At 61.1% G+C, this 22,068-nt stretch carries 20 protein-coding genes; 9 read left to right on the top strand and 11 right to left on the bottom strand.

Translation table 11 applies throughout. The annotated features are described in order from the left end of the window. Positions 1-3 precede the first annotated feature (3 nt). Positions 4-2,115, bottom strand: coding sequence for a putative bifunctional diguanylate cyclase/phosphodiesterase (locus RGV33_RS30180; RefSeq protein ID WP_322148053.1), 2,112 nt, complete (start codon positions 2,113-2,115; stop codon positions 4-6). Positions 2,116-2,421: 306 nt separating this feature from the next. Here RGV33_RS30180 and RGV33_RS30185 point away from each other — a divergent pair, with 306 nt between their 5' ends. The 3 genes from RGV33_RS30185 to RGV33_RS30195 all read left to right on the top strand — a co-directional run bounded on the left by RGV33_RS30185 (position 2,422) and on the right by RGV33_RS30195 (position 5,088). Then, positions 2,422-3,087 carry a polysaccharide lyase family 7 protein gene (locus RGV33_RS30185; RefSeq protein ID WP_322148054.1) on the top strand — a complete coding sequence of 222 codons (666 nt, stop codon included), beginning with the start codon at positions 2,422-2,424 and terminating at the stop codon, positions 3,085-3,087. 142 nt (positions 3,088-3,229) lie between these two features. Continuing rightward, the gene (gene alr, locus RGV33_RS30190) at positions 3,230-4,459 is read left to right on the top strand and encodes an alanine racemase (protein ID WP_322148055.1); all 1,230 of its coding nucleotides are present in this window, start codon (positions 3,230-3,232) and stop codon (positions 4,457-4,459) included. A gap of 470 nt (positions 4,460-4,929) precedes the next feature. Further along, the gene (locus RGV33_RS30195) at positions 4,930-5,088 is read left to right on the top strand and encodes a hypothetical protein (protein ID WP_322148056.1); all 159 of its coding nucleotides are present in this window, start codon (positions 4,930-4,932) and stop codon (positions 5,086-5,088) included. A 59-nt stretch (positions 5,089-5,147) separates the two neighbouring features. Here RGV33_RS30195 and fba read toward each other — a convergent pair whose 3' ends face one another. From fba to tkt, 6 genes are all read right to left on the bottom strand, one after another. Then, complete coding sequence (fba, locus tag RGV33_RS30200) at positions 5,148-6,212, bottom strand: class II fructose-bisphosphate aldolase (RefSeq protein WP_003177554.1); 1,065 nt, start codon at positions 6,210-6,212, stop codon at positions 5,148-5,150. A gap of 197 nt (positions 6,213-6,409) precedes the next feature. Next, positions 6,410-6,745 carry an MliC family protein gene (locus tag RGV33_RS30205; RefSeq protein ID WP_017476464.1) on the bottom strand — a complete coding sequence of 112 codons (336 nt, stop codon included), beginning with the start codon at positions 6,743-6,745 and terminating at the stop codon, positions 6,410-6,412. A 60-nt stretch (positions 6,746-6,805) separates the two neighbouring features. Beyond that, on the bottom strand, positions 6,806-7,033 hold the full coding sequence (locus RGV33_RS30210; RefSeq protein ID WP_322148063.1) for a hypothetical protein: 228 nt from the start codon (positions 7,031-7,033) through the stop codon (positions 6,806-6,808). Between the two features lie 29 nt (positions 7,034-7,062). Continuing rightward, a complete protein-coding gene (locus tag RGV33_RS30215) occupies positions 7,063-8,226 on the bottom strand; it encodes a phosphoglycerate kinase (protein ID WP_322148064.1) in 1,164 nt (387 codons plus the stop codon). Between the two features lie 19 nt (positions 8,227-8,245). Next, on the bottom strand, positions 8,246-9,295 hold the full coding sequence (gene epd, locus RGV33_RS30220; RefSeq protein ID WP_063026588.1) for an erythrose-4-phosphate dehydrogenase: 1,050 nt from the start codon (positions 9,293-9,295) through the stop codon (positions 8,246-8,248). Positions 9,296-9,504: 209 nt separating this feature from the next. Continuing rightward, positions 9,505-11,502 carry a transketolase gene (gene tkt / locus RGV33_RS30225; RefSeq protein WP_322148066.1) on the bottom strand — a complete coding sequence of 666 codons (1,998 nt, stop codon included), beginning with the start codon at positions 11,500-11,502 and terminating at the stop codon, positions 9,505-9,507. 248 nt (positions 11,503-11,750) lie between these two features. Here tkt and RGV33_RS30230 point away from each other — a divergent pair, with 248 nt between their 5' ends. From RGV33_RS30230 to RGV33_RS30245, 4 genes are all read left to right on the top strand, one after another. After that, positions 11,751-12,746, top strand: a complete 996-nt coding sequence (locus RGV33_RS30230; protein WP_322148067.1) for a metalloregulator ArsR/SmtB family transcription factor — start codon at positions 11,751-11,753, stop codon at positions 12,744-12,746. A 19-nt stretch (positions 12,747-12,765) separates the two neighbouring features. After that, the gene (gene metK / locus RGV33_RS30235; protein WP_322148068.1) at positions 12,766-13,956 is read left to right on the top strand and encodes a methionine adenosyltransferase; all 1,191 of its coding nucleotides are present in this window, start codon (positions 12,766-12,768) and stop codon (positions 13,954-13,956) included. Positions 13,957-14,159: 203 nt separating this feature from the next. Further along, the gene (ligB, locus tag RGV33_RS30240) at positions 14,160-15,845 is read left to right on the top strand and encodes an NAD-dependent DNA ligase LigB (RefSeq protein ID WP_322148768.1); all 1,686 of its coding nucleotides are present in this window, start codon (positions 14,160-14,162) and stop codon (positions 15,843-15,845) included. An 81-nt stretch (positions 15,846-15,926) separates the two neighbouring features. Further along, the gene (locus RGV33_RS30245) at positions 15,927-16,322 is read left to right on the top strand and encodes a DUF1090 domain-containing protein (RefSeq protein ID WP_322148069.1); all 396 of its coding nucleotides are present in this window, start codon (positions 15,927-15,929) and stop codon (positions 16,320-16,322) included. Positions 16,323-16,328: 6 nt separating this feature from the next. On the opposite strand, the gene RGV33_RS30250 is transcribed toward RGV33_RS30245, so the two are convergent. Next, the gene (locus RGV33_RS30250; RefSeq protein ID WP_322148070.1) at positions 16,329-16,778 is read right to left on the bottom strand and encodes a cytochrome c; all 450 of its coding nucleotides are present in this window, start codon (positions 16,776-16,778) and stop codon (positions 16,329-16,331) included. Positions 16,779-16,906: 128 nt separating this feature from the next. Here RGV33_RS30250 and RGV33_RS30255 point away from each other — a divergent pair, with 128 nt between their 5' ends. Further along, positions 16,907-18,079, top strand: a complete 1,173-nt coding sequence (locus RGV33_RS30255) for a murein transglycosylase A (protein ID WP_322148071.1) — start codon at positions 16,907-16,909, stop codon at positions 18,077-18,079. A gap of 79 nt (positions 18,080-18,158) precedes the next feature. Here the strand turns inward: RGV33_RS30255 and RGV33_RS30260 are convergent, their stop codons facing one another. Both RGV33_RS30260 and RGV33_RS30265 read right to left on the bottom strand, forming a co-directional pair. Beyond that, a complete protein-coding gene (locus RGV33_RS30260) occupies positions 18,159-18,545 on the bottom strand; it encodes an MAPEG family protein (RefSeq protein ID WP_322148072.1) in 387 nt (128 codons plus the stop codon). Positions 18,546-18,576: 31 nt separating this feature from the next. After that, positions 18,577-19,410 (bottom strand): EamA family transporter, encoded by an 834-nt coding sequence (locus RGV33_RS30265; RefSeq protein ID WP_322148073.1) that lies wholly within the window; start codon positions 19,408-19,410, stop codon positions 18,577-18,579. Between the two features lie 461 nt (positions 19,411-19,871). Between RGV33_RS30265 and RGV33_RS30270 the strand changes: the two genes are divergently transcribed. Then, on the top strand, positions 19,872-21,125 hold the full coding sequence (locus RGV33_RS30270) for a sodium:proton antiporter (RefSeq protein WP_322148074.1): 1,254 nt from the start codon (positions 19,872-19,874) through the stop codon (positions 21,123-21,125). Here RGV33_RS30270 and RGV33_RS30275 read toward each other — a convergent pair. Next, positions 21,119-22,006 carry a formate/nitrite transporter family protein gene (locus RGV33_RS30275; protein WP_322148075.1) on the bottom strand — a complete coding sequence of 296 codons (888 nt, stop codon included), beginning with the start codon at positions 22,004-22,006 and terminating at the stop codon, positions 21,119-21,121. The two genes, RGV33_RS30270 and RGV33_RS30275, sit on opposite strands and share 7 nt — an antisense overlap. Positions 22,007-22,068 lie beyond the last annotated feature (62 nt).

The raw sequence follows: 22,068 nt of genomic DNA on the forward strand, positions 1-22,068 counted from the left end.
AATTCAGCGGGGCGCTGCGCGCAGCTGCCAGTTGGCGACGTCATCGGCCATCAACGGTGCTGCCACGTGCGGTCCCTGGATGAACTGGCAACCGTTGTCTTTGAGCCACTGCGCTTGCTCCTGAGTTTCGACACCCTCGGCAATCACCAGCAGCTCGAAATGCCGGCACAGCTCGATAATGCTCCGCGCCATCGCCGCGTCCCGGGATGAGCCTGGCAGGCGCGCAACCAGCTTTGGGTCGAGCTTGAGGGTGTCAAATTCCAGGTCCCGCAGGTGCGCGAGGGAGCAATTGCCCGCGCCGAAATCATCCAGGGCAATTCGCACTCCAACCCGGCGCAACAGCTTGAGCTGCTTGGTGGACTCATCCAGGTTGTGCATCAGGCTTTCTTCGCTGATCTCCACCTCAAGCTGCCGGCCGCGCAACCCATGTCGCTCCAGCACCTGCTGCAGCTGGCTGGCCAAGTTCGGCATGTTGAACTGGCTGCTGCTCAAGCTCACGCTCAACACCAGCTCATCGCTGAACGCAGTTTTCCACGCGTGCCGCTGGGCGGCCACCTGCTGGTAGATCCAGGTGCTCAACTGGCTGATCAGCCGCGCCTCCTCCAGCAACGGTAAGAACAGCCCCGGCGGCACGTCGCCGACGCTCGGATGCTGCCAGCGCAGCAACGCCTCGACGCCGCGCAAGTGGCCGTCGTGCAACGACACCTGCGGCTGGTACACCAGGGTGAAATCCTTGCTGTCGATGGCGCTGCGCACGCTGTCTTCAAGCATCAGGCGGGAGCGGGCACGGCCGTTCATTTCCTGATCGTAATAGCGATATTGCTGACGCCCGGCGCGCTTGGCTTCGTACATGGCGACGTCCGCTGCGCGCAGCAGGCCGTTGATGTCCGAGCCGCAGTCCGGAAAGGTGGCGATGCCGATACTGACGCCCAGCATCACATCCAGGCCGTCCACCTGCTGACAGATCGACACCCGTTCGATCAGTTTCTCCGCAATCTTGGCCGCCTGCTCCGGAAATTCCAGCTCCAGCAGTGCGGTAAATTCATCACCGCCCATGCGCCCGAGAATGTCGTAGGAGCGCAGGCACGCCGTCAACTGCTCGGAGACCCAGCGCAGCACCCGGTCACCGGCGTCGTGGCCGAGGGAATCATTGACCCGTTTGAACCCGTCGAGGTCCAGGTACAACAACACCAGTGACAGCTCGTTACGCTCGCTGCGCAACAGCACATTCTCCACCGCCTGGTGAAACCCGCGCCGGTTGAGCAAGCCGGTCAGCGGGTCGGTAACCGCCTGGAACTCCAGTTGCTGGTGCAGGTGGCGCACCTCGGACATGTCCAGCACGGTCACCACCATGGCTTTTTGCTCGGCCGGCAACGGCGCGCACGACATAGCCACCGGCAGTTGCTGGCCCGGCGCCGTGCGCAGGATAGCGTCATGCAGGCGCCAGGTTTCGCCGCGCTTATAGCCTTCATACAACGCAGAGTCGGACCAGCCTGGCACGTGGGGCTTTTGCAGAAAGTCGAGAAACTCGGCGCCCTGCAACTCGGCAACCGGGGCGTTCAACAGCCGCGAAATCGCCGGGTTGGCGTAGCTGATCACGCCGTCTTCGCCCACCACCAGGATGCCTTCGGCGGCGTTGTCGAGCACCGAGGCGTTGAAGGCCCGGGCCGACTCCAGGTCATGGCTCAGGCGCTGCAAGGCACGGCGGTTGCGCTGGTGCTCCAGCAGCGCCTGGACCTTGGGCTTGAGGATATTGGGGTCAAAGGGTTTGAGCAGGTAGTCGATTGCGCCGCTGGCGTACCCCTCCAGCATCGCCGCCGGCGACTGGGCGTGGGCGCTGAGAAAGATGATCGGGGTCAGTTGCGTGCGCTGGCTGCCGCGCATCAGCCGGGCCACCTCGAACCCGTCCATGCCGGGCATCATCACATCCAGCAACACCAGGTCGACGTCATGTTCGAGCAGCAACCCCAGGGCTTCAACGCCGGACGCTGCGGTGACCACCTGCCAGTCTTCACGCTGCAATAGCGCACGCATGCTGATCAGGTTTTCGGGATAGTCATCGACCACCAAAAGCACTGAACACCCATCGCGAGGCTTGATTGGAGCGCATTCCATTGCTGCTTCTCTTCCGTCGGCGTCTTCCGGTCAATTTTGCGACAAAACCGGACAAACAATAAGGCCTCACTCTAGCCCCGGATCCCTAAAAGCAGAAGCGATGGCAGTGCCATCACTGCGCCAAACTCCAGCCAACCGACTAACGGTCAGTGTCTACAGCCCCCGTTTTACGGGAAACATGGCTTTTTGACATTTAGTTGACGCCAACAATCCGCCACAAAATCATTAACAATCCATTTCCAGCCACCTATAAAGAAAGTAACTGCACACCCGCCGCAACCTTTTCCCCTGTTTAAGGCGCTTTCAATGATTGATCTGTCCACCTGGAACCTGAGCATCCCCGTCGGCTCCCCGCCCTCGACCATCGACACCCCGAAACTGCTCGGCGGGTTCAAAGACCAATACTTCCAGGCCGAAGGCAGCAGCGTGCAATTCTGGACCCCGGTCACCGGCACGCGTACCGAAAACGCCATTTACCCCCGTAGCGAACTGCGCGAAACCTACGCCGATGGCCGCCTGCGCAACTGGCTGTACAGCGACGCCGATAACTTCCTGCGTGCCACGTTGGCAGTCAACCAGGTGCCGTCCTCCGGCAAGATCGTCATCGGTCAAATCCACGCCTATGACAGCCAGAAACCGCTGATCAAGGTCGAATACCAATACAAGGAAAAAACCCAGACCGGCAACATCGTCGCCAAGGTGCGCATGCGCCCCGACGAAGCCGAAGGCCGGGTCATCATCGTTGCCGAAAACGTGCCCCTGGGCCGTGACTTCACCTACGTCATCCACCTGAACAAAGCCGGCCTGTTGAGCGTCGACGCCGCCAGCGGGCAGTGGAACGAACGCATTGGCGCGGCGTGGGGCAAACAGCCGCTGTACTTCAAGGCCGGGGCCTACGTGCAGGACAATAGCGGCAACAGCAAGGAGGGCGCCCGGGTGACGTTTGCCAAGCTGGACATTGACCACGACTGACGCTGATTCGCTTCAGCGACCGGTCCCACGACGCTTTAGGACAGAACCGCGACCCAGGGTCTCGACTTTCTTGTAGGACAATCCGAGTATGGCGCCGCACACGCGCACTACCCCCCTATAAGAAAGTCATGGAGACTGCCCAATGCCCTTTTCCCGCACCCTGCTCGCCCTCTCTCTGGGCATGGCTCTGCTGCAAAACCCGGCCTTCGCCGCCCCGCCACTGTCGATGGCCGACGGGGTGGCCCAGGTCAATATCCAGGACAGCAACGCCTGGGTCGAAATCAACAAAGTCGCCTTCGAAAACAACATCCGCACCCTGCAAGCCAGCCTCGCTGACAAGTCGAAAATCTGCGCCGTGCTCAAGGCGGATGCCTACGGCCACGGCATCGGTTTGCTGATGCCCTCGGTGATCAAACTGGGCGTGCCCTGCGTCGGCATCGCCAGCAACGAAGAAGCCCGCGTGGTCCGTGAAAGCGGCTTCAAGGGCCAACTGATCCGCGTACGTACTGCCGCCCTGAGCGAGCTGGAAGCTGCGTTGCCGTATAACGTCGAAGAGCTGGTGGGCAATCTGGACTTCGCCGTGCGCGCCAGCATGATCGCCGAAAACCACGGCCGCCCGCTGGTCGTGCACCTGGGCCTGAACTCCAGCGGCATGAGCCGCAACGGCGTGGAAATGACCACCGCCCAAGGCCGGCGCGACGCCGTTGCCATTACCAAGGTGCCGAACCTGCAAGTGAAGGCGATCATGACCCACTTCGCCGTCGAAGATGCCGCCGACGTGCGCACCGGCCTCAAGGCGTTCAACGAACAAGCCAACTGGCTGATCAACGTCGCCCAGCTCGACCGCAGCAAAATCACCCTGCACGCCGCCAACTCCTTCGCCACCCTGGAAGTGCCCGAGTCGCGGCTGGACATGGTTCGCCCGGGCGGCCTGCTGTTTGGCGATACCGTGCCGTCGTTCACCGAATACAAGCGGGTGATGCAGTTCAAATCCCACGTGGCGTCGGTCAACAGCTACCCGAAAGGCAACACCGTGGGCTACGACCGCACTTACACCCTGGCGCGGGATTCGAAACTGGCGAACATCACCGTGGGTTATTCCGACGGCTATCGCCGGGCGTTTACCAACAAAGGTATCGTACTGATCAACGGGCACCGTGTGCCGGTGGTGGGCAAGGTGTCGATGAACACGCTGATGGTGGATGTCACCGACGTACCGACCGTGAAGAGCGGCGATGAGGTGGTGTTGTTCGGCAAGCAGGGCGCGGTAGAGACCAGCCAGGCGGAAGTTGAAGACATCAACGGTGCGCTGCTGGCGGATCTATATACGGTGTGGGGTAACTCGAATCCGAAGGTGCTGGTGGAGAACTAAGTCTCCTCACATCTCGTAGGCATTGTCCTATGGACCGAGGGATCATTCGGTGATTAACACAATCGCTTAAACACCACTTATCCCTGTGGGAGCCGGGCTTGCCCGCGATGGCGGTGTATCAGCCAACTTATTCTTCGACTGGCACACCGCCATCGCGGGCAAGCCCGGCTCCCACATGGGTCCTGTGCCCTACAGGGCCGTTGCGGTGAACCGGAGCGCCGCTTATAGTTCGCCCCGTCGCCGGCATTGAACGGCGACAGGGTTTCGCAGCCCTACAGAGTTAATACCGTACCCGTCAAAATACGACATAGGCAGTCCTGCCAATGCTCGGCTTTTTATGGCGGTTGTACGTGGGAGACCTTCGGGTCTGCCGGGTCTTAACTCCTCGGTCTGCGAACCCGCGTACAGCTGCCACCCTATTTGTTTCGCAGCAAACGGTGGCCAATTTTCTTTTGAGTTAAGGATTTGCCATGAAGCCACAACTCCCACCCCGCCGTTTCACCCCTTGCACCGAAACAGCCACCGAATACCCGGTACTCCTGATCGACAGCGAAGCTCCGCTGCAGGACGTAAGCGACGTATTCCGCGTCATCGAATACCGCGGCTTCGACGCCCCCGCAGCCGCCTGATCAAATTTCAGCCACAAAAAAGCCCGCATCGCTGCGGGCTTTTCATTAACGCGTAAGGCTTAGTTGACCTTGGCGTTCAACTCACCTTTCAGGTAACGCTGGTACATCGCTTCCAGGGAGATCGGCTTGATCTTCGAAGCGTTGCCCGCAGTACCGAAGGCTTCGTAACGTGCGATACACACGTCACGCATGGCAGTCACGGTAGCACCGAAGAATTTACGTGGGTCAAATTCGCTCGGGTTGGTGGCCATCAGGCGACGCATCGCACCCGTGGACGCCAAACGCAGGTCGGTGTCGATGTTGACCTTGCGCACGCCGTACTTGATGCCTTCGACGATTTCTTCAACCGGCACGCCGTAGGTTTCTTTGATGTCGCCGCCGTACTGGTTGATGATCGCCAGCCACTCTTGCGGTACCGAGGAAGAACCGTGCATCACCAGGTGGGTGTTAGGGATGCGTTTGTGGATTTCCTTGATGCGGTCGATGGCCAGCACGTCGCCGGTAGGCGGCTTGGTGAACTTGTACGCGCCGTGGCTGGTGCCGATGGCGATGGCCAGGGCGTCGACCTGGGTCTTCTTCACGAAGTCAGCAGCTTCTTCCGGGTCGGTCAGCATTTGGCTGTGATCCAGTACGCCTTCGGCGCCGATGCCGTCTTCTTCCCCGGCCATGCCCGTTTCCAGCGAACCCAGGCAGCCCAGCTCGCCTTCAACCGAAACGCCACAGGCGTGAGCCATGGCTACGGTTTGTTGGGTAACGCGTACGTTGTATTCGTAGTCGGTTGGGGTCTTGCCGTCTTCGCCCAGGGAGCCGTCCATCATTACCGAGCTGAAGCCCAGTTGGATGGAGCGCTGGCACACGTCAGGGCTGGTGCCGTGGTCCTGGTGCATGCACACCGGGATGTGCGGGAATTCTTCGATCGCGGCGAGGATCAGGTGACGCAGGAACGGGGCACCGGCGTATTTGCGCGCGCCGGCCGAAGCCTGGACGATCACTGGAGAGTCAGTCTTGTCAGCGGCTTCCATGATGGCGCGCATCTGCTCAAGGTTGTTGACGTTGAAGGCTGGAACGCCATAGCCGAATTCGGCTGCGTGGTCCAACATCTGGCGCATGCTGATAAGTGCCATTGTGAGTCTCTCTCCCGGTCGAGGGTCGTTAATCGTGCAAGCCTGCCGTAGCGGCGGCTGCTATTCAAGTTATTGAAGGTCAGGCTTTCAATGCCTGCCCTGCTTAATCGTTAAACCTGCCTGTAGGAGCCGGCTTGCCGGCGATGGTGGCTGACGCTATCGCCGGCAAGCCGGCTCCTACAGGTTATCGCGGCGCTTTATTGAGCTTTACAGCCGCGCCCGATCAAATCGTCGGTGGCAACCCAGTAAACCAGGCCTTCCTCACCTTTTGTGTGAAACGCCAACTGGCCGTCGCTGTACAGCACGCCCGAAGCCGCCACGTCCTGCTTGAGGCGATACACCTGGTCTGAGCCGCCGAGGCGCACATCCACCTGGGTGCGGGCCTGGTCGGCAAAGCGCCAGTTGACTTGCGCCTGGCTGTCACAGGTCCAGGTGGTCCACTTGTCTACCGGCTCTGCCTTCTTGTCGAACATGTTCAGGTTGGTGCATCCGGCCAATAAAGCCAGTGCTGCCAGGGCGAAAACGCCTTTCATTGCCAATCCTCAAGCGGCTGCCTGCGGCCACCGCTGCTGTCGGTTATTGAATCAGACCCGTCAAGGGCAACCCTGTTCCTGACCTTTGGGCGGGGAATCGTATTTCTCCAACCCGTCAGGCCCGATGCGCTTGTTGATCACCGGCATGGTTTCGGCTTGCCAATCGGCCTGGTAGCAACTCTTTCGCGGCGCAGCCCCGGGCTTATCAGCCTCGGGCGCCGCTTTCGGCGCGCTGCCGCAGCCGGCCAACAGGCCCGCTGCGATCACCAGTGCCAACGACTTGATCATCGCAATGCTCCTTTTCCCCGGCAAGTGCCTCAGCCCTTCGCCCGGCTTTCCAGCACTTCAACCGCCGGCAGTACCTTGCCTTCGACGAATTCGAGGAATGCACCACCACCGGTAGAAATGTAGGAGATCTGATCGCTAACGCCATATTTATCGATGGCCGCCAGGGTGTCGCCGCCACCTGCGATGGAGAAAGCCGAGCTTTCAGCAATGGCGTGGGCCAGTACTTTGGTGCCGTTGCCGAACTGGTCGAACTCGAACACGCCCACCGGGCCGTTCCACAGGATGGTCCGGGACGACTTCAGCAGTTCAGCGAAGTTGGCTGCAGTTTGCGGGCCGATGTCCAGGATCATATCGTCGGCGGCTACGTCAGCGATCAGTTTGACGGTAGCTTCGGCGCTTTCTGCGAATTCCTTGGCCACTACCACGTCTACCGGCAGCGGCACGCTGACCTTGGCGGCAATAGCGCGGGCGGTGTCCAGCAGGTCCGGCTCGTACAGCGATTTGCCCACCGGGTGGCCGGCAGCGGCCAGGAAAGTGTTGGCAATGCCGCCGCCGACGATCAGCTGGTTGCAGATCTGGCTCAGGCTGTTGAGTACGTCGAGCTTGGTGGACACCTTGGAGCCGGCAACGATGGCGGCCATCGGTTGGGCCGGAGCGCCCAGCGCCTTGCCCAAGGCGTCCAGTTCAGCGGCCAGCAACGGGCCAGCCGCGGCGACTTTGGCGAACTTGGCCACGCCGTGGGTCGAACCCTCGGCACGGTGAGCGGTACCGAAGGCATCCATCACGAACACGTCGCACAGGGCAGCGTATTGCTGGGCCAGTTCGTCGCTGTTCTTTTTCTCGCCTTTGTTAAAGCGCACGTTTTCGAACAGCACGATGTCGCCGGCCTTCACGTCCACGCCGTTCAGGTAGTCGGCGACCAGCGGCACGTCGCGGCCCAGGGCCTTGCTGAGGTAGTCGGCTACAGGCTTGAGGCTGTTTTCTGCCGAGAACTCACCTTCGGTCGGGCGACCCAGGTGGGAGCAGACCATCACGGCCGCGCCTTTTTCCAGGGCCAGCTTGATGGTCGGCAGCGAGGCCAGGATTCGCGCATCGCTGGTGACAACACCGTCCTTGACTGGGACGTTGAGGTCTTCGCGGATCAGTACGCGCTTACCTTGCAGATCGAGGTCGGTCATCTTCAACACGGTCATGGGGGGCAATTCCTGAGAGCTAAAGTTGTGGAGAGGCTGTTTGCAGGTAGTGTTCTGCAACGTCCAGCATACGGTTGGCAAACCCCCATTCGTTGTCGAACCAAGCCAGGATGTTCACCAGCCGTGGGCCGGAAACGCGGGTCTGGCTGGCATCGACGATGGCCGAATGCGGGTCGTGGTTGAAATCACAGCTGGCATGCGGCAACTCGGTGTAGGCCAAAAGCCCCTTGAGCGGGCCGCTGGTGGCGGCATCGCGCAAGATCCGGTTGACCTCGCCGGCGTCGGTGTCGCTGACGGTTTGCATGGTGATGTCCAGGCACGACACGTTCACCGTCGGTACCCGTACGGCTTTGGCCTGGATTCGCCCGGCAAGTTCCGGCAACAGTCGCTCGATACCGCGCGCCAGGCCGGTAGACACTGGAATCACTGACTGAAACGCCGAACGCGTGCGGCGCAGGTCTTCATGGTGGTAGGCGTCGATTACCGGCTGGTCGTTCATCGCCGAGTGAATGGTGGTGATCGACACGTACTCCAGGCCAATCGCCTGGTCCAGCAGGCGCAACAGGGGCACGCCGCAGTTGGTGGTGCAGGAGGCGTTGGACACCAGCAGCTCGGCGCCGGTCAGGCAATCCTGGTTCACGCCGTAGACGATGGTGGCGTCGACATCCGCCTCGCTGGCCATCGGCTGGGAGAACAATACGCGTGGCGCGCCGGCGTCGAGAAAACGCTGGCCATCGGCACGGGTGTGATAAGCACCGGAGCATTCCAACACCAGGTCGACGTCCAGCGCCGCCCAGTCGATGCCCTCGGGGGTGGCACTGCGTAATACCTTCACGCAGTTGCCATTAATATGCAGACAGTCGTCCTCGACCCGCACTTCGCCGGGGAACCGGCCGTGGGTGGAGTCAAAGCGTGTCAGGTATTCGATACTGGCCATATCCGCCAGGTCGTTGATCGCAACAATTTCAAACCCGGCAGCCGCCCCTCGCTCGAACAGAGCACGCAAGACGCAACGACCAATCCGGCCGTAGCCGTTGAGTGCAACTTTGTAGGGACGCGGTTGAGGCATGGGGTTCTCGCATTGTGGGCGACACAACCCATTGTAGGAGCTGGCTTGTGTGGCGAGGGAGCTTGCTCCCGCTGGAGTGCGAAGCACTCCCAGACCGGCTGACGAGGTGTATCTGACACACCTCGATCGCACGGCTTGGGGCCGCTTCGCAGCCCAGCGGGAGCAAGCTCCCTCGCCACAACAAGCTCGCTCCTACAAGGGGACGGGCTTTAGTCTTCCAGCAGCTCTTCAGCCTGACCCAGGATGTTTTCCAGGGTGAAACCGAACTCTTCGAACAACGCTGGCGCCGGCGCCGACTCACCGTAGGTGGTCATGCCGATCACGCGGCCTTCCAGGCCCACGTACTTGTACCAGTAGTCGGCGTGAGCCGCTTCAATGGCGATACGCGCGCTGACCTGCAACGGCAATACCGATTGCTTGTAGTCGGCATCCTGCGCTTCGAAAACGCTGGTGCACGGCATGGAAACCACACGCACGTTACGCCCGGCGGCCGTCAGTTTGTCGTACGCCTGAACCGCCAGGCCCACTTCGGAACCGGTGGAGATCAGGATCAGCTCAGGCTCGCCGATGCAGTCTTTCAGCACGTAGCCACCACGGCTGATGCCTTCGATCTGCGCCGCGTCGCGGGTTTGGTGCTGCAGGTTCTGACGGGAGAAGATCAGCGCCGAAGGGCCGTCTTTACGCTCGATCGCGTGCTTCCAGGCCACAGCCGATTCGACGGCGTCCGATGGGCGCCAGGTGTCCAGGTTCGGCGTGGTGCGCAGGCTGGTCAATTGCTCGACCGGCTGGTGCGTCGGGCCGTCTTCGCCCAGGCCGATGGAGTCGTGGGTATAGACGAAGATCACACGCTTCTTCATCAACGACGCCATGCGTACGGCGTTGCGTGCGTATTCCATGAACATCAGGAAGGTCGCGCCGTAAGGCACCAGGCCGCCGTGCAGGGCAACGCCGTTCATGATGGCGCTCATGCCGAACTCGCGCACGCCGTAGTACATGTAGTTGCCGCTGGCGTCTTCCGCCGAGACACCCTTGCAACCTTTCCACAGGGTCAGGTTGGAGCCGGCCAGGTCAGCCGAACCGCCGAGGAACTCAGGCAGCAGCGGGCCGAAAGCGTTCAGGGCGTTCTGGCTGGCTTTACGGCTGGCGATGGTTTCGCCCTTGGCAGCCACTTCGGCGATGTAGGCCGAGGCTTTTTCAGCGAAGTCGGCAGGCAGGTCACCGGCCAGGCGGCGTACCAGTTCGTTGGCAAGCTGCGGGAATTCGGCGGAGTAGGCCGCGAAACGCTGGTCCCACTCGGCTTCGGCAGCCAGGCCTGCTTCCTTGGCGTCCCACTCGGCATAGATGTCAGCCGGGATTTCAAACGGGCCGTGGTTCCACTTCAGCGCAGCGCGGGTCAGGGCGATTTCCGCGTCACCCAATGGGGCGCCGTGGCAGTCTTCTTTACCTTGCTTGTTCGGCGAGCCGAAGCCGATGGTGGTCTTGCAGCAGATCAGGGTTGGCTGCTCGCTCTTGCGGGCAGTTTCGATGGCGGTCTTGATCTCTTCAGGATCGTGACCGTCGACATTGCGGATCACCTGCCAGTTGTAGGCTTCGAAACGCTTTGGCGTGTCGTCGGTGAACCAGCCTTCGACTTCGCCGTCGATGGAGATGCCGTTGTCATCGTAGAAGGCAATCAGCTTGCCCAGGCCCAGGGTGCCGGCAAGGGATGCGACTTCATGGGAAATGCCTTCCATCATGCAGCCATCACCCAGGAACACGTAGGTGTGGTGGTCGACAACGTTGTGGTTTGGACGGTTGAACTGCGCGCCCAACACTTTTTCAGCCAGGGCAAAACCCACGGCGTTGGCCAGGCCCTGGCCGAGTGGGCCGGTGGTGGTCTCGACGCCTGGGGTGTAGCCGTATTCCGGGTGGCCCGGGGTGCGGCTGTGGATCTGGCGGAAGTTTTTCAGGTCGTCGATGGTGACGTCGTAGCCGGTCAGGTGCAGCAACGAGTAGATCAGCATCGAGCCGTGGCCGTTGGACAGGATGAATCGGTCACGGTCGGCGAACGCCGGGTTGCTCGGGTTGTGTTTCAGGAAGTCACGCCAAAGTACCTCGGCGATATCCGCCATGCCCATCGGGGCACCGGGATGGCCGCTGTTGGCTTTTTGCACGGCATCCATGCTGAGGGCACGAATGGCGTTGGCACGCTCACGACGGCTGGGCATCGCTGATCTCCTGGAGTTGAATAAAAGAAACGGAAAAAAGGATCGGCATTTTCCCTCAGCCACGGCCCTCGGGGCAATGACAGATAGTCACTTGAGGGTGTTTTTCCTGCGCAATGGCTGGAGAAAACGATTACCGCTTCGTCCAGAGGTTATAGCGGCTGCTTATAACCACCGATTATCGACCAATATCAAAACTTTTTGATATTGCCCTTGCGGGGTTTTCCCACCCTCACTAGACTGCTGGCCTTATGAACTTAAGCGCTCCTTCCATTCGCCCCGACGACAGCGACGAGCTGGCAGCCCTGTGCAAGGCCGGCGGCGATCCGTTGCGCCTGAATGTATTGCGCGCGCTGACCAACGATTCGTTCGGAGTGTTGGAGCTGGCGCAGATCTTCGCGATCGGCCAGTCCGGCATGAGCCACCACTTGAAGGTACTGGCGCAGGCCGACCTGGTGGCGACCCGCCGTGAAGGCAATGCGATTTTTTACCGTCGCGCCCTGCCCCACACTGAACAGTTGGGCGGCAAGCTGCACGCCGCGCTGCTCGAAGAAATAGACAGCCTGGCCCTGCCGGCTGACGTGCAGTCGCGCATCAGCCAGGTGCACGGACAACGCGCTGCGGCCAGCCAGGACTTTTTCTCACGGGTAGCCGAGAAGTTTCGCGCCCAACAGGACTTGATCGCCGGCTTGGCGCAATACCGCGAAAGCGTATTGGCACTTTTAGACAAGCTGGGCTTCAGTGATGAGGCCACGGCGGTTGAAGTAGGCCCAGGAGACGGAGGTTTCCTGCCGGAGCTGGCGCGGCGTTTTCATCAGGTCACGGCGCTGGACAACAGCCCGGCGATGCTGGAGCTGGCGCGCCAACTGTGTGAGCGCGAAGCGCTGGGCAATGTCCGCCTGCAGTTGGCGGACGCCCTGAGCGACACCAGCCTGCGGGCCGATTGCGTGGTGCTGAACATGGTCCTGCACCATTTCGCCGCCCCGGCAGAAGCCCTGAGGCAGATGGCGAATTTGCTGCAACCAGGCGGCAGCCTGTTGGTCACAGATTTATGCAGCCACAACCAGAGTTGGGCCAGGGAGGCCTGCGGTGATCTCTGGCTGGGTTTTGAACAGGACGATCTGGCCCGTTGGGCCACCGCTGCGGGACTCGTTCCCGGGGAAAGCCTCTATGTAGGTTTACGTAATGGTTTCCAGATTCAGGTCCGCCATTTTCAGCGGCCGGCTGGCGACACTCACCATCGGTAAATATCAGGAAAACATCGAGATGAGCGAATACTCCCTTTTCACCTCCGAGTCCGTGTCTGAAGGGCATCCGGACAAAATCGCCGACCAGATCTCTGACGCGGTGCTGGACGCCATCATTGCTGAAGACAAGTTCGCCCGAGTGGCGTGCGAGACTCTGGTGAAAACGGGCGTGGCAATCATCGCCGGTGAAGTCACCACCTCTGCCTGGGTCGACCTGGAACAGATCGTTCGTGATGTGATCATCGACATCGGCTACAACAGCTCCGACGTCGGCTTCGACGGTGCGACCTGCGGCGTGATGAACATCATCGGCAAGCAGTCCCCCGACATCAACCAGGGTGTCGACCGCGCCAAGCCTGAAGATCAGGGCGCCGGCGACCAGGGCCTGATGTTCGGCTACGCCAGCAACGAAACCGACGTACTGATGCCGGCACCGATCACCTTCTCCCACCAGTTGGTGAAACGCCAGGCTGAAGCCCGTAAATCAGGGGTGTTGCCGTGGCTGCGCCCAGACGCCAAGTCCCAGGTGACCTGCCGTTATGAAGGCGGCAAAGTCGTTGCCATCGACGCGGTCGTACTGTCGACCCAGCACAATCCGGACGTTTCCTACAACGACCTGCGCGAAGGCGTCATGGAGCTGATCGTCAAGCACGTGCTGCCTGCCGAACTGCTGACCAAGGACACCCAGTTCCACATCAACCCGACCGGCCAGTTCATCATCGGCGGCCCGGTGGGCGACTGCGGCCTGACCGGTCGCAAGATCATCGTCGACAGCTACGGCGGCATGGCCCGTCACGGCGGTGGCGCGTTCTCCGGCAAGGACCCATCCAAGGTTGACCGTTCCGCGGCCTACGCCGGTCGTTATGTGGCCAAGAACATCGTGGCTGCCGGCCTGGCCGAGCGTTGCGAGATCCAGGTTTCCTACGCTATCGGTGTGGCCCAGCCTACGTCGATCTCGCTGAACACCTTCGGTACCGGCAAGATCAGCGACGACAAGATCGTCAAGCTGGTGCGTGAAATCTTCGACCTGCGCCCGTACGCAATCACCACCATGCTCGACCTGCTGCACCCGATGTACCAGGAAACCGCAGCCTACGGCCACTTCGGTCGTACCCCAGAGCAGAAGACCGTCGGCAACGACACCTTCACCACGTTCACCTGGGAAAAGACCGACCGCGCCAACGACCTGCGCACTGCCGCCGGCCTGTAAGCCCTACGGTGTACACAAAGCCCTGCCGGGTGCTCCCTGCAGGGCTTTTTATTGCCCGGTGTTTGTCCGGATGATTAACCGGGCGAGGCCGGTCTGTTCAGGCAAGCAGCAACATCGAGTAAAAAGCCTTGCGGTTGCGGGGCTTTTTTATGCCTGCAGGGATGGCTTAGGCTGGACGCCCTTTCAGAGCAAGGATGCTCATGATGACCTCGCCTATGCGCTCGCTATTGTTTTTTTTACTCAGCTTCTCGCCGCTCATTGCGTGGGCGCAAGAGTGTCCCGACTGGGAAACGGGCCACGCCCGGGCCCAGGTCAACACCCTGGCGCAGCAAGTGCGCCTGTGGGATGACAGCTACCACCGGCTTGGCCAGTCGCTGATCAGCGATGAGCTGTATGACCAGGCTCGCCAGCGCCTTGCCCAATGGCGCAGTTGTTTCGACCCCTCGGTGCCGGTCATGGAGAACCCGCTGGCCAGCGCGCGAGGCACCTTCAACCATCCGACGCCCCACACAGGCCTGGAAAAACTGCTGGATGACCCCGCCGTTGAAACCTGGCTGAACACTCGCCAGGACGTGTGGATTCAGCCCAAGGTCGATGGCGTGGCCGTGACGCTGGTTTACCGCAAGGGCCGGTTGAGCCGGGTCATCAGCCGTGGCGACGGCCGGTTAGGCCAGGATTGGTCAGCCTCTGCACGCAAGATCCCCGGGATCGTCCAGCAACTGCCCGAGGCCATTGACCTGTTGTTGCAGGGCGAACTCTATTGGCAACTGAATGATCATGTGCAGGCAGCCCAAGGCGGCGTCGGCGCCCGCGGCAAAATAGCCGGGTTGATGAATCGCCGGCAATTGAGCGAAGCCGAAGCCGCTGGAATTGGCCTGTTTGTCTGGGCCTGGCCCCAGGGGCCAGACGATTTTGCCGAACGGTTGAGCCAGCTAGCGCAATGGGGCTTCACTGACAGCGGGCGCTATAGCCACCCGATCAAGGAGATCACCGACGCGGCCCACTGGCGCAGCTATTGGTACAACCATCCGCTGCCCTTCGCCAGCGACGGCGTGGTGTTGCACCAAGGCCAACGGGCTCCTGCCGAGCGCTGGGGCATCAGCGCGCCCTATTGGGCGATTGCCTGGAAATACCCGGTGGCCAAGGCGCTGGCCCATGTGCGCAAGGTGCACTTCCAGATTGGCCGCACCGGGCGCATCACCTCCGTGCTGGAGGTGGAACCGGTACGGCTCGATGACCGGAAAATCAGCCGGGTCAGCGTTGGCTCCCTGAAACGCTGGCAGGCACTGGATATTCGCCCGGGCGACCAGGTCTCCATCAGCCTTGCGGGGCAAGTCATCCCGCGCCTTGACCACGTCATCCTGCGCAGCCAGCCACGGGTCGAACTGCAGGTCCCGCGGGCCGAGGATTTCCACCCCTTGAGTTGCTGGCAGTTGGCTCCCGGCTGTGAAGAACAGTTGCTCGCGCGCCTGACCTGGCTGAGTGGCGCCCAGGGCCTGGCCCTGCCACACATTGGCCGCGAAACCTGGAACACCTTGATCCAGGCCGGTCTAATCGGTGGGCTGCTCGATTGGTTAACCCTGGATGAGGCAGAGCTTGCTAACATTGATGGCTTCGGTGAACGCAGCAGTGCGCGTTTACTCGACAGCTTGCGCAGTGCCCGGCAGCGACCGTTCGCGCAATGGCTGATGGCCCTGGGAGTACCGCCCACGGCCCGCAACAATCTACGCGGCGGCTGGCAAACCCTGGCCGCCAAAGACACTCAAGCCTGGCTGGCCGAAGACGGCATAGGCCCGGGGCGCGCGGCGCAACTGAGCGCTTTTTTTCGCGACCCGCAGGTGCTGGCCTTGAGTGAAACATTACGGGCTGCCGGAGTAGAGGGGTTTTAACCTCTGCCCTACAGCATTAACCGGTGCCAGCAGAAGTCATCCTGCCCACCTGATCGAGACCTTGTGTCCCTTGGAGCATTTATGAAATTTCTTGCACCTTTTGCCCTGTTGACCGTCGCTACCCTTATGGCTACGCCGCTGCTGGCGGCCGAAGAAGCCTCGCCACTCACTGGCTGCGCCGCCAAGCGCCAGGCCATCAGCACCCAGATCGAACAAGCCAAGGCCCACGGCAACAGCGAGCAGCAAGCCGGCCTGGAAAAAGCCTTGAGTGAAGTCACTGCCAATTGCACCGACGCCTCTTTGAAAAAGGAGCGCGAAAACAAGGTGCTCGACGCCAAGCACGAAGTCAGCCGCCGTCAGGCCGACCTCGACAAGGCAATGAAGAAGGGTGACTCCGACAAGATCAACAAGCGCAAGGACAAGCTCGCCCAGTCACGCAAGGACTTGCAGGAAGCCCTGGACGAACTGGACAAGTAAGACGCCTCAGTGATCGCGGAACTGTTTATGGCAGGCGGTGCAGGCATCTTCGACTTTCTGCACCGCCGGCCCAAGGTTGCTCGCCTTGTAAGGCTGGGCCTGGCTTGCGACCACCAATTCACCGGTGGCCGCTTCAAGGTTTCGGGCCAGCTCCTGGAAGCGTGCCTGTTGCTGCCACACGTTGTCCTTGGCGCTGGTATGGTCTTCTTCGCGCACGCTCGGGAAATGCTTCCACGGTTCGTGGGACAAGGCATCGAGCTTGACCGCGCCTTCGGCAAATTTTGCCCCGTCGAACGGAATGCGCCCACGCAGCATGCCCCCCAGGTCTTCGCCGGTCTTGAGCATCTGCTTGAAAATAGCCTTGCGCTGGCCAAGGGGCGAATTCGGGTCAACCCCGCCGCAGGCGGACAGTGTCAGGCAGGCCAGCAATACAACGGTCAGTCTTTTAAAAGTCATGATGGCTCAAGGTCACGGGAAACGGCGGCCAGTATCCTCGCCCCGCCCACAAAGACCAATACCCCTATTAATAATAAGGGTTGCTCGAGCGCCGACCAGCGCGGGCAATCGCTTCAGGAATTGATTGTATGAGTATCCGCTTCAACCCCTGGACCCGCCGCCTGGCGTGGGCGCTGCCAATGATCGCGTTGCTGGCCGGTTGCGACACCGGCAAGGACGAAAAAGCCAAACCTCACGCCATCGCGACCTATGTCGGTGCCACCTGGGAAAACCTCCCGGCTGTATCAGACAGCGACCTGCAAGCCGGCTTCGAGTCCTGGCGCAGTGCCTGCCAACGGCTCAAGGCTGACCCGGTGTGGGGCGCAACATGCGCTGCATCGGCCACCGTGCCGTCAACCGCAGTGGCGATTCGCGACTTCCTCAAGGCCAACCTGGATGTCTACGGCCTGCGCTCGGCCGACAACAGCCCCAACGGCCTGATCACCGGCTACTACGAACCGGTTTACCCCGGCAGCCTCACCGAAACCGCCACCGCCCATGTGCCGGTGTTCGGCGTGCCGGACGACCTGATCATCGTCAACCTTGAGAGCATCTACCCGGAACTCAAGGGCAAGCGCCTGCGCGGTCGCCTGGAGGGTCGGGTGCTCAAACCCTATGACGACGCCAGCGCCATCAACCAGCAAGGCTCCAGCGCCAAGCCGATCGCCTGGCTGACCAACCCGATGGACCTGCAATTTCTGCAGATCCAGGGTTCGGGCCGCATCCAACTGGCCGATGGCCGCCAATTGCGTGTCGGTTACGGCGACCAAAACGGTTACCCGTACCGCCCCATTGGCCGCTGGCTGGTCGAGCAAGGCGAGTTGAAAAAAGAAGACGTGACCATGGGCGCCATCAGCGCGTGGGCCAAGGCGCACCCACAGCGCATTCCTGAACTGCTGGCGAGCAACCCCAGCTACGTGTTCTTCAGCGCCCGCCCCGACAGCAACGAAGGCCCGCGTGGCTCTCTGAACGTGCCGCTGACCGCGGGTTATAGCGTTGCGGTGGATCGCAAGGTGATTCCGCTGGGCAGCCTGCTGTGGCTGTCGACTACGAAGCCGGACGGTGCGCCGATTGCCCGGCCGGTGGCTGCGCAGGATACCGGTGGTGCAATTACCGGCGAAGTGCGCGCCGACCTGTTCTGGGGAACCGGTGAAGCTGCCGGGGAATTGGCAGGCAACATGAAGCAGCAGGGCCAGATCTGGATGCTGTGGCCTAAAGGCGCAGCGCTGCCAAAAGTGCCGGATGCGCCGACAGGAACCTGAAGCACACCACAAACTCACTGTGTGGAGGGCTTGTGTGGGAGCGGGCTTGCTCGCCCCCACATTTGAACAGCGTCACGCCCTAGATCGATACGAAGAAGAAACTCGCAATCAACGCCATTCCCAGCGCCCACACCAGCGACCGCAGCATTGCCCAGTCCGCCAGGTAGCAGATGATGTAGAGCAACCGGCTGGTAATAAACAGCACCGCCAGTACGTTGATCGTCACCAACGACGCGCCGCCGGCCAAATGCGCAATGATCACCGCCGCCGCAAACGCCGGGGTTACTTCAAAGCTGTTGAGTTGCGCACTGTGGGCACGCTTGGCGAAGCCGTCGAGCGTATCCAGGAATGCTCGCGGGTCATGGTTCTGCCGGGGCCCGAACTTGCCACCGCTGAACTTGGCCAGGCCCGTGCACAGGTACGGCAGAAAGATTGCGATCAACACACACCAGAAAGCGACTGTCATAACCCATTCCTTTTTTAGTTTTACTCAACGGTTAGAGTTTCATCACGAACATGCCGATCAGCACCAACCCACAGGCTATGAGCCGTGGCCGGCCAAAAGGTTCTTTCAGGTAACGCATGCCGAACAGTACCACCAGGATCACGCTGACTTCCCGCAACGCGGCAGCCTCGGCAATCGAGCCCAACTGCATGGCCCAAAGCACCAGAGCGTAGCTCAACAGCACGCACAGCCCGACACTCAGCCCCAGCCGCCACTGCGTGCGCCAAAATAGCCCGAACGCCGCCCGTTTGCGCACCATCGCCAGCAACGGAAACGGCCATGCGCTTATCAGCGTCAGCCACACCAGGTAGTCCAGCGGGTGTGACCAACGGCGCAATGCCTGGCCATCGAGGAAGGTGTAGCAACCGATACACAGGCCGATCAACGCCACCACCGGCAGCATCGACCAAGGCAACCGGTCGCCACCGCCGCCCTGCCACAACAGGCACAGCATGCCGAACGGAATCAGCACAATGCCGAGAATCTGCTGGGTACTGAGCACCTCACCGGCAAACACCAGCGTCAGCGCCAGCACCACCAAAGGCGACAAGCCGCGCATCAATGGGTACACCAAGCCCAGGTCACCCACGCGATAGGCCTGGATCAGCAGGTAGCGGTAGAGCAACTCAAACAACGCCGAGGCGATGATCCACGGCCAGATCTGCAGCGGCGGCAACGACACAAACCCAACCGCCAGCACCACGAACAGCAATGCCACCGTGTCCATACACGCGATGACCAACAGGCGCTCGCCGCTGAATTTGATCAAGGTGTTCCACGTCGCATGCAACAACGCCGCTACCAGTACCAGAGCTGTTGCAATCACGGTGACTCCCCAGTCATAAAAAGCGGAATTGATTCGCCATATTTCAGCACCTGTTTATACTAAAGCCGACCACGCCGCACTCAGTTGCGCAAAGACCTAGACCAATAAATTTGGCTGCTGCCCGATCTTCGCCGATCCGGGCGCCGGCATGCGTATGCCTGATCAGAGCGTAACGATTACCGAAGGAGATCCTCGCATGCCGCTCGGTGCCTGGATCGGCGGGATGGTGGTGGCGGCACTTTTGTTCATCGAACTGCAACGTCGCCGCCCTGCTGCGGTCCACTTACCCAACTAAAAGCTAAAGCTTGCGTAGGAGCTGTCGAGCCCAAGCGAGGCTGCGATGGCAGCGCTGCGGTCTGACAGCAACAGCGCGGTGCTCCCATCGCAGCCTCGCTCAGGCTCGACAGCTCCTACGTGTTATTGCGAAGTAGATTTCCCACTCCTCCATCCAAGGACCCCGGATGCTTGAACTTGTCGCTGCGTTTATTTGCCTCACCACCCTGCTCACGTATGTGAACTACCGCTTCATCGGCCTGCCGCCCACCATCGGTGTGATGGTGACGGCGCTGATGTTTTCCCTGCTGCTGCAAGGCCTGAGCTTTATCGGTTACCCCGGGCTTGAGGAGCGCGTCCAGCAGTTGATTGGCCAGATCGACTTCGGCGACTTGCTGATGAACTGGATGCTCTCGTTCCTGCTGTTCGCCGGCGCCTTGCACGTTAACCTGAGTGACCTGCGCAGCTACCGCTGGCCCATTGGCCTGCTCGCTACTTTCGGTGTGTTGATCGCCACCGTGGTGATCGGCAGCCTGGCGTTCTACATCTTCGCCCTGTTCGGCTGGCACGTGAGTTTCCTGTACTGCCTGCTGTTCGGTGCGCTGATCTCCCCCACCGACCCGATCGCGGTACTCGGTGTACTGCGAACCGCCAACGCGTCCAAGCCGCTGAAAACCACCATCGTCGGCGAATCACTGTTCAACGACGGCACGGCAGTGGTGGTGTTCACCGTGTTGCTGGGCATTGCGCAACTGGGCGAGACGCCCACCGTGGGCGCCACGGCCATGCTGTTTGCCCATGAGGCGATTGGCGGCGTGGTGTTCGGCGGGCTGATCGGTTACCTCGTGTACCTGATGATCAAGAGCATCGAGCAGTACCAGATCGAAGTGATGCTGACCTTGGCGTTGGTGATCGGCGGCTCGGCGATGGCCACCGAACTGCACGTGTCGGCACCGATTGCGATGGTGGTGGCGGGACTGATCATCGGTAACCTGGGCCGCAAGCTGGCGATGAACGACATGACCCGGCGTTACCTGGACGGTTTTTGGGAGTTGCTCGATGACATGCTCAACGCCCTGCTCTTCGCGCTGATCGGCATGGAGCTATTGCTGTTGCCGTTCAACTGGCTGCATGTGCTGGCGGCAAGTCTGCTGGCAGTGGCGATCCTGTTGTCACGTTTGCTGACGGTGGCCCCGGCAATCCTGCTGCTGCGGCGCTGGCGCACGGTGCCCCGCGGTACCATCCGCATCCTGACCTGGGGCGGCTTGCGCGGCGGGGTTTCCGTGGCGCTGGCCCTGGCCCTGCCGCTGGGCCCGGAACGCGACTTGCTGTTGAGCATCACCTACATCGTGGTGCTGTCGTCGATCCTGTTGCAGGGCCTGAGCATCGGCAAACTGGTCAAGCGCGTGACCAAAGATGCGCCGGTACCCGACACTCACTGATCCTTGTTGATCTGCTGCGGATGCCTCGGGTCCGCAGCGGCTTTACCGGGCAAGCTGCTTTCGCTGCGAATCTGCGCATGGCTGATCAGCGCAAAGATAAAGCTGCCGCCGATGATGTTGCCCGCCAGCGTCGGCCCGGCAAACACCAGCCAGAAGTCTTTCCATGGCAACTCGCCGGCAAATACCAGGTAGGACACTTCTGCCGATCCCACCACGATGTGGGTGAAGTCCCCGAGCGCCATCAGGTAGGTGATCAGGATGATGATCCACAGCTTGGCGCTTTCCATGGACGGGATCATCCACACCATGGTGGCGATCATCCAGCCAGACACAATGCCCTTGGCGAACATCTGGGAGGTGTCGTTCTCCATGACCTTGCGCCCGATTTCCAGGAAGGCCAGGTCGGTCTTGGCGTCAAAAATCGGCAAGTGCAACATCACGTACGCCACCAGCAAAGTGCCGCACAGGTTGCCCACCAGCACCACGGCCCATAAGCGCAGCAACCGTGCGAAATTGTTCAGCGTGGGTTTGCTCATGACGGGCAACACCGCCGTCAGGGTGTTTTCGGTGAACAGCTGCTGACGAGCGAGGATCACCGCCAAAAAGCCCGCGCAGTAGCCAAAACTGGCAATTACCTTGAACTCTTCGCCCTCCGGGAGCCGCGAGTTGAGCAAGCCCATGCCCATCAACGACAGGCCCATGGTCAGGCCGGCGGCCAGCGCCGACCACCACAATGCCGCCACGGTGCGTTCCAGCTCCTGGTCGCCTTGAGTGCGGATGATTTCATGCAGAACCGCCGCGCGGGGCGGCTGGTTCTTGTCGACATCGTGCTGCTCTTCCTGCGACAGGTTGGGGGTCTTGCCGTCTTTTTCGGTGGCCATGGCGTTCCTGAATCCGTTGTGTGCCTGTAGCTACGACACGCGGGGTTCAGGGCTGTTCAGTG

It is taken from the genome of Pseudomonas sp. Bout1, assembly GCF_034314165.1.
Classification (GTDB): domain Bacteria; phylum Pseudomonadota; class Gammaproteobacteria; order Pseudomonadales; family Pseudomonadaceae; genus Aquipseudomonas.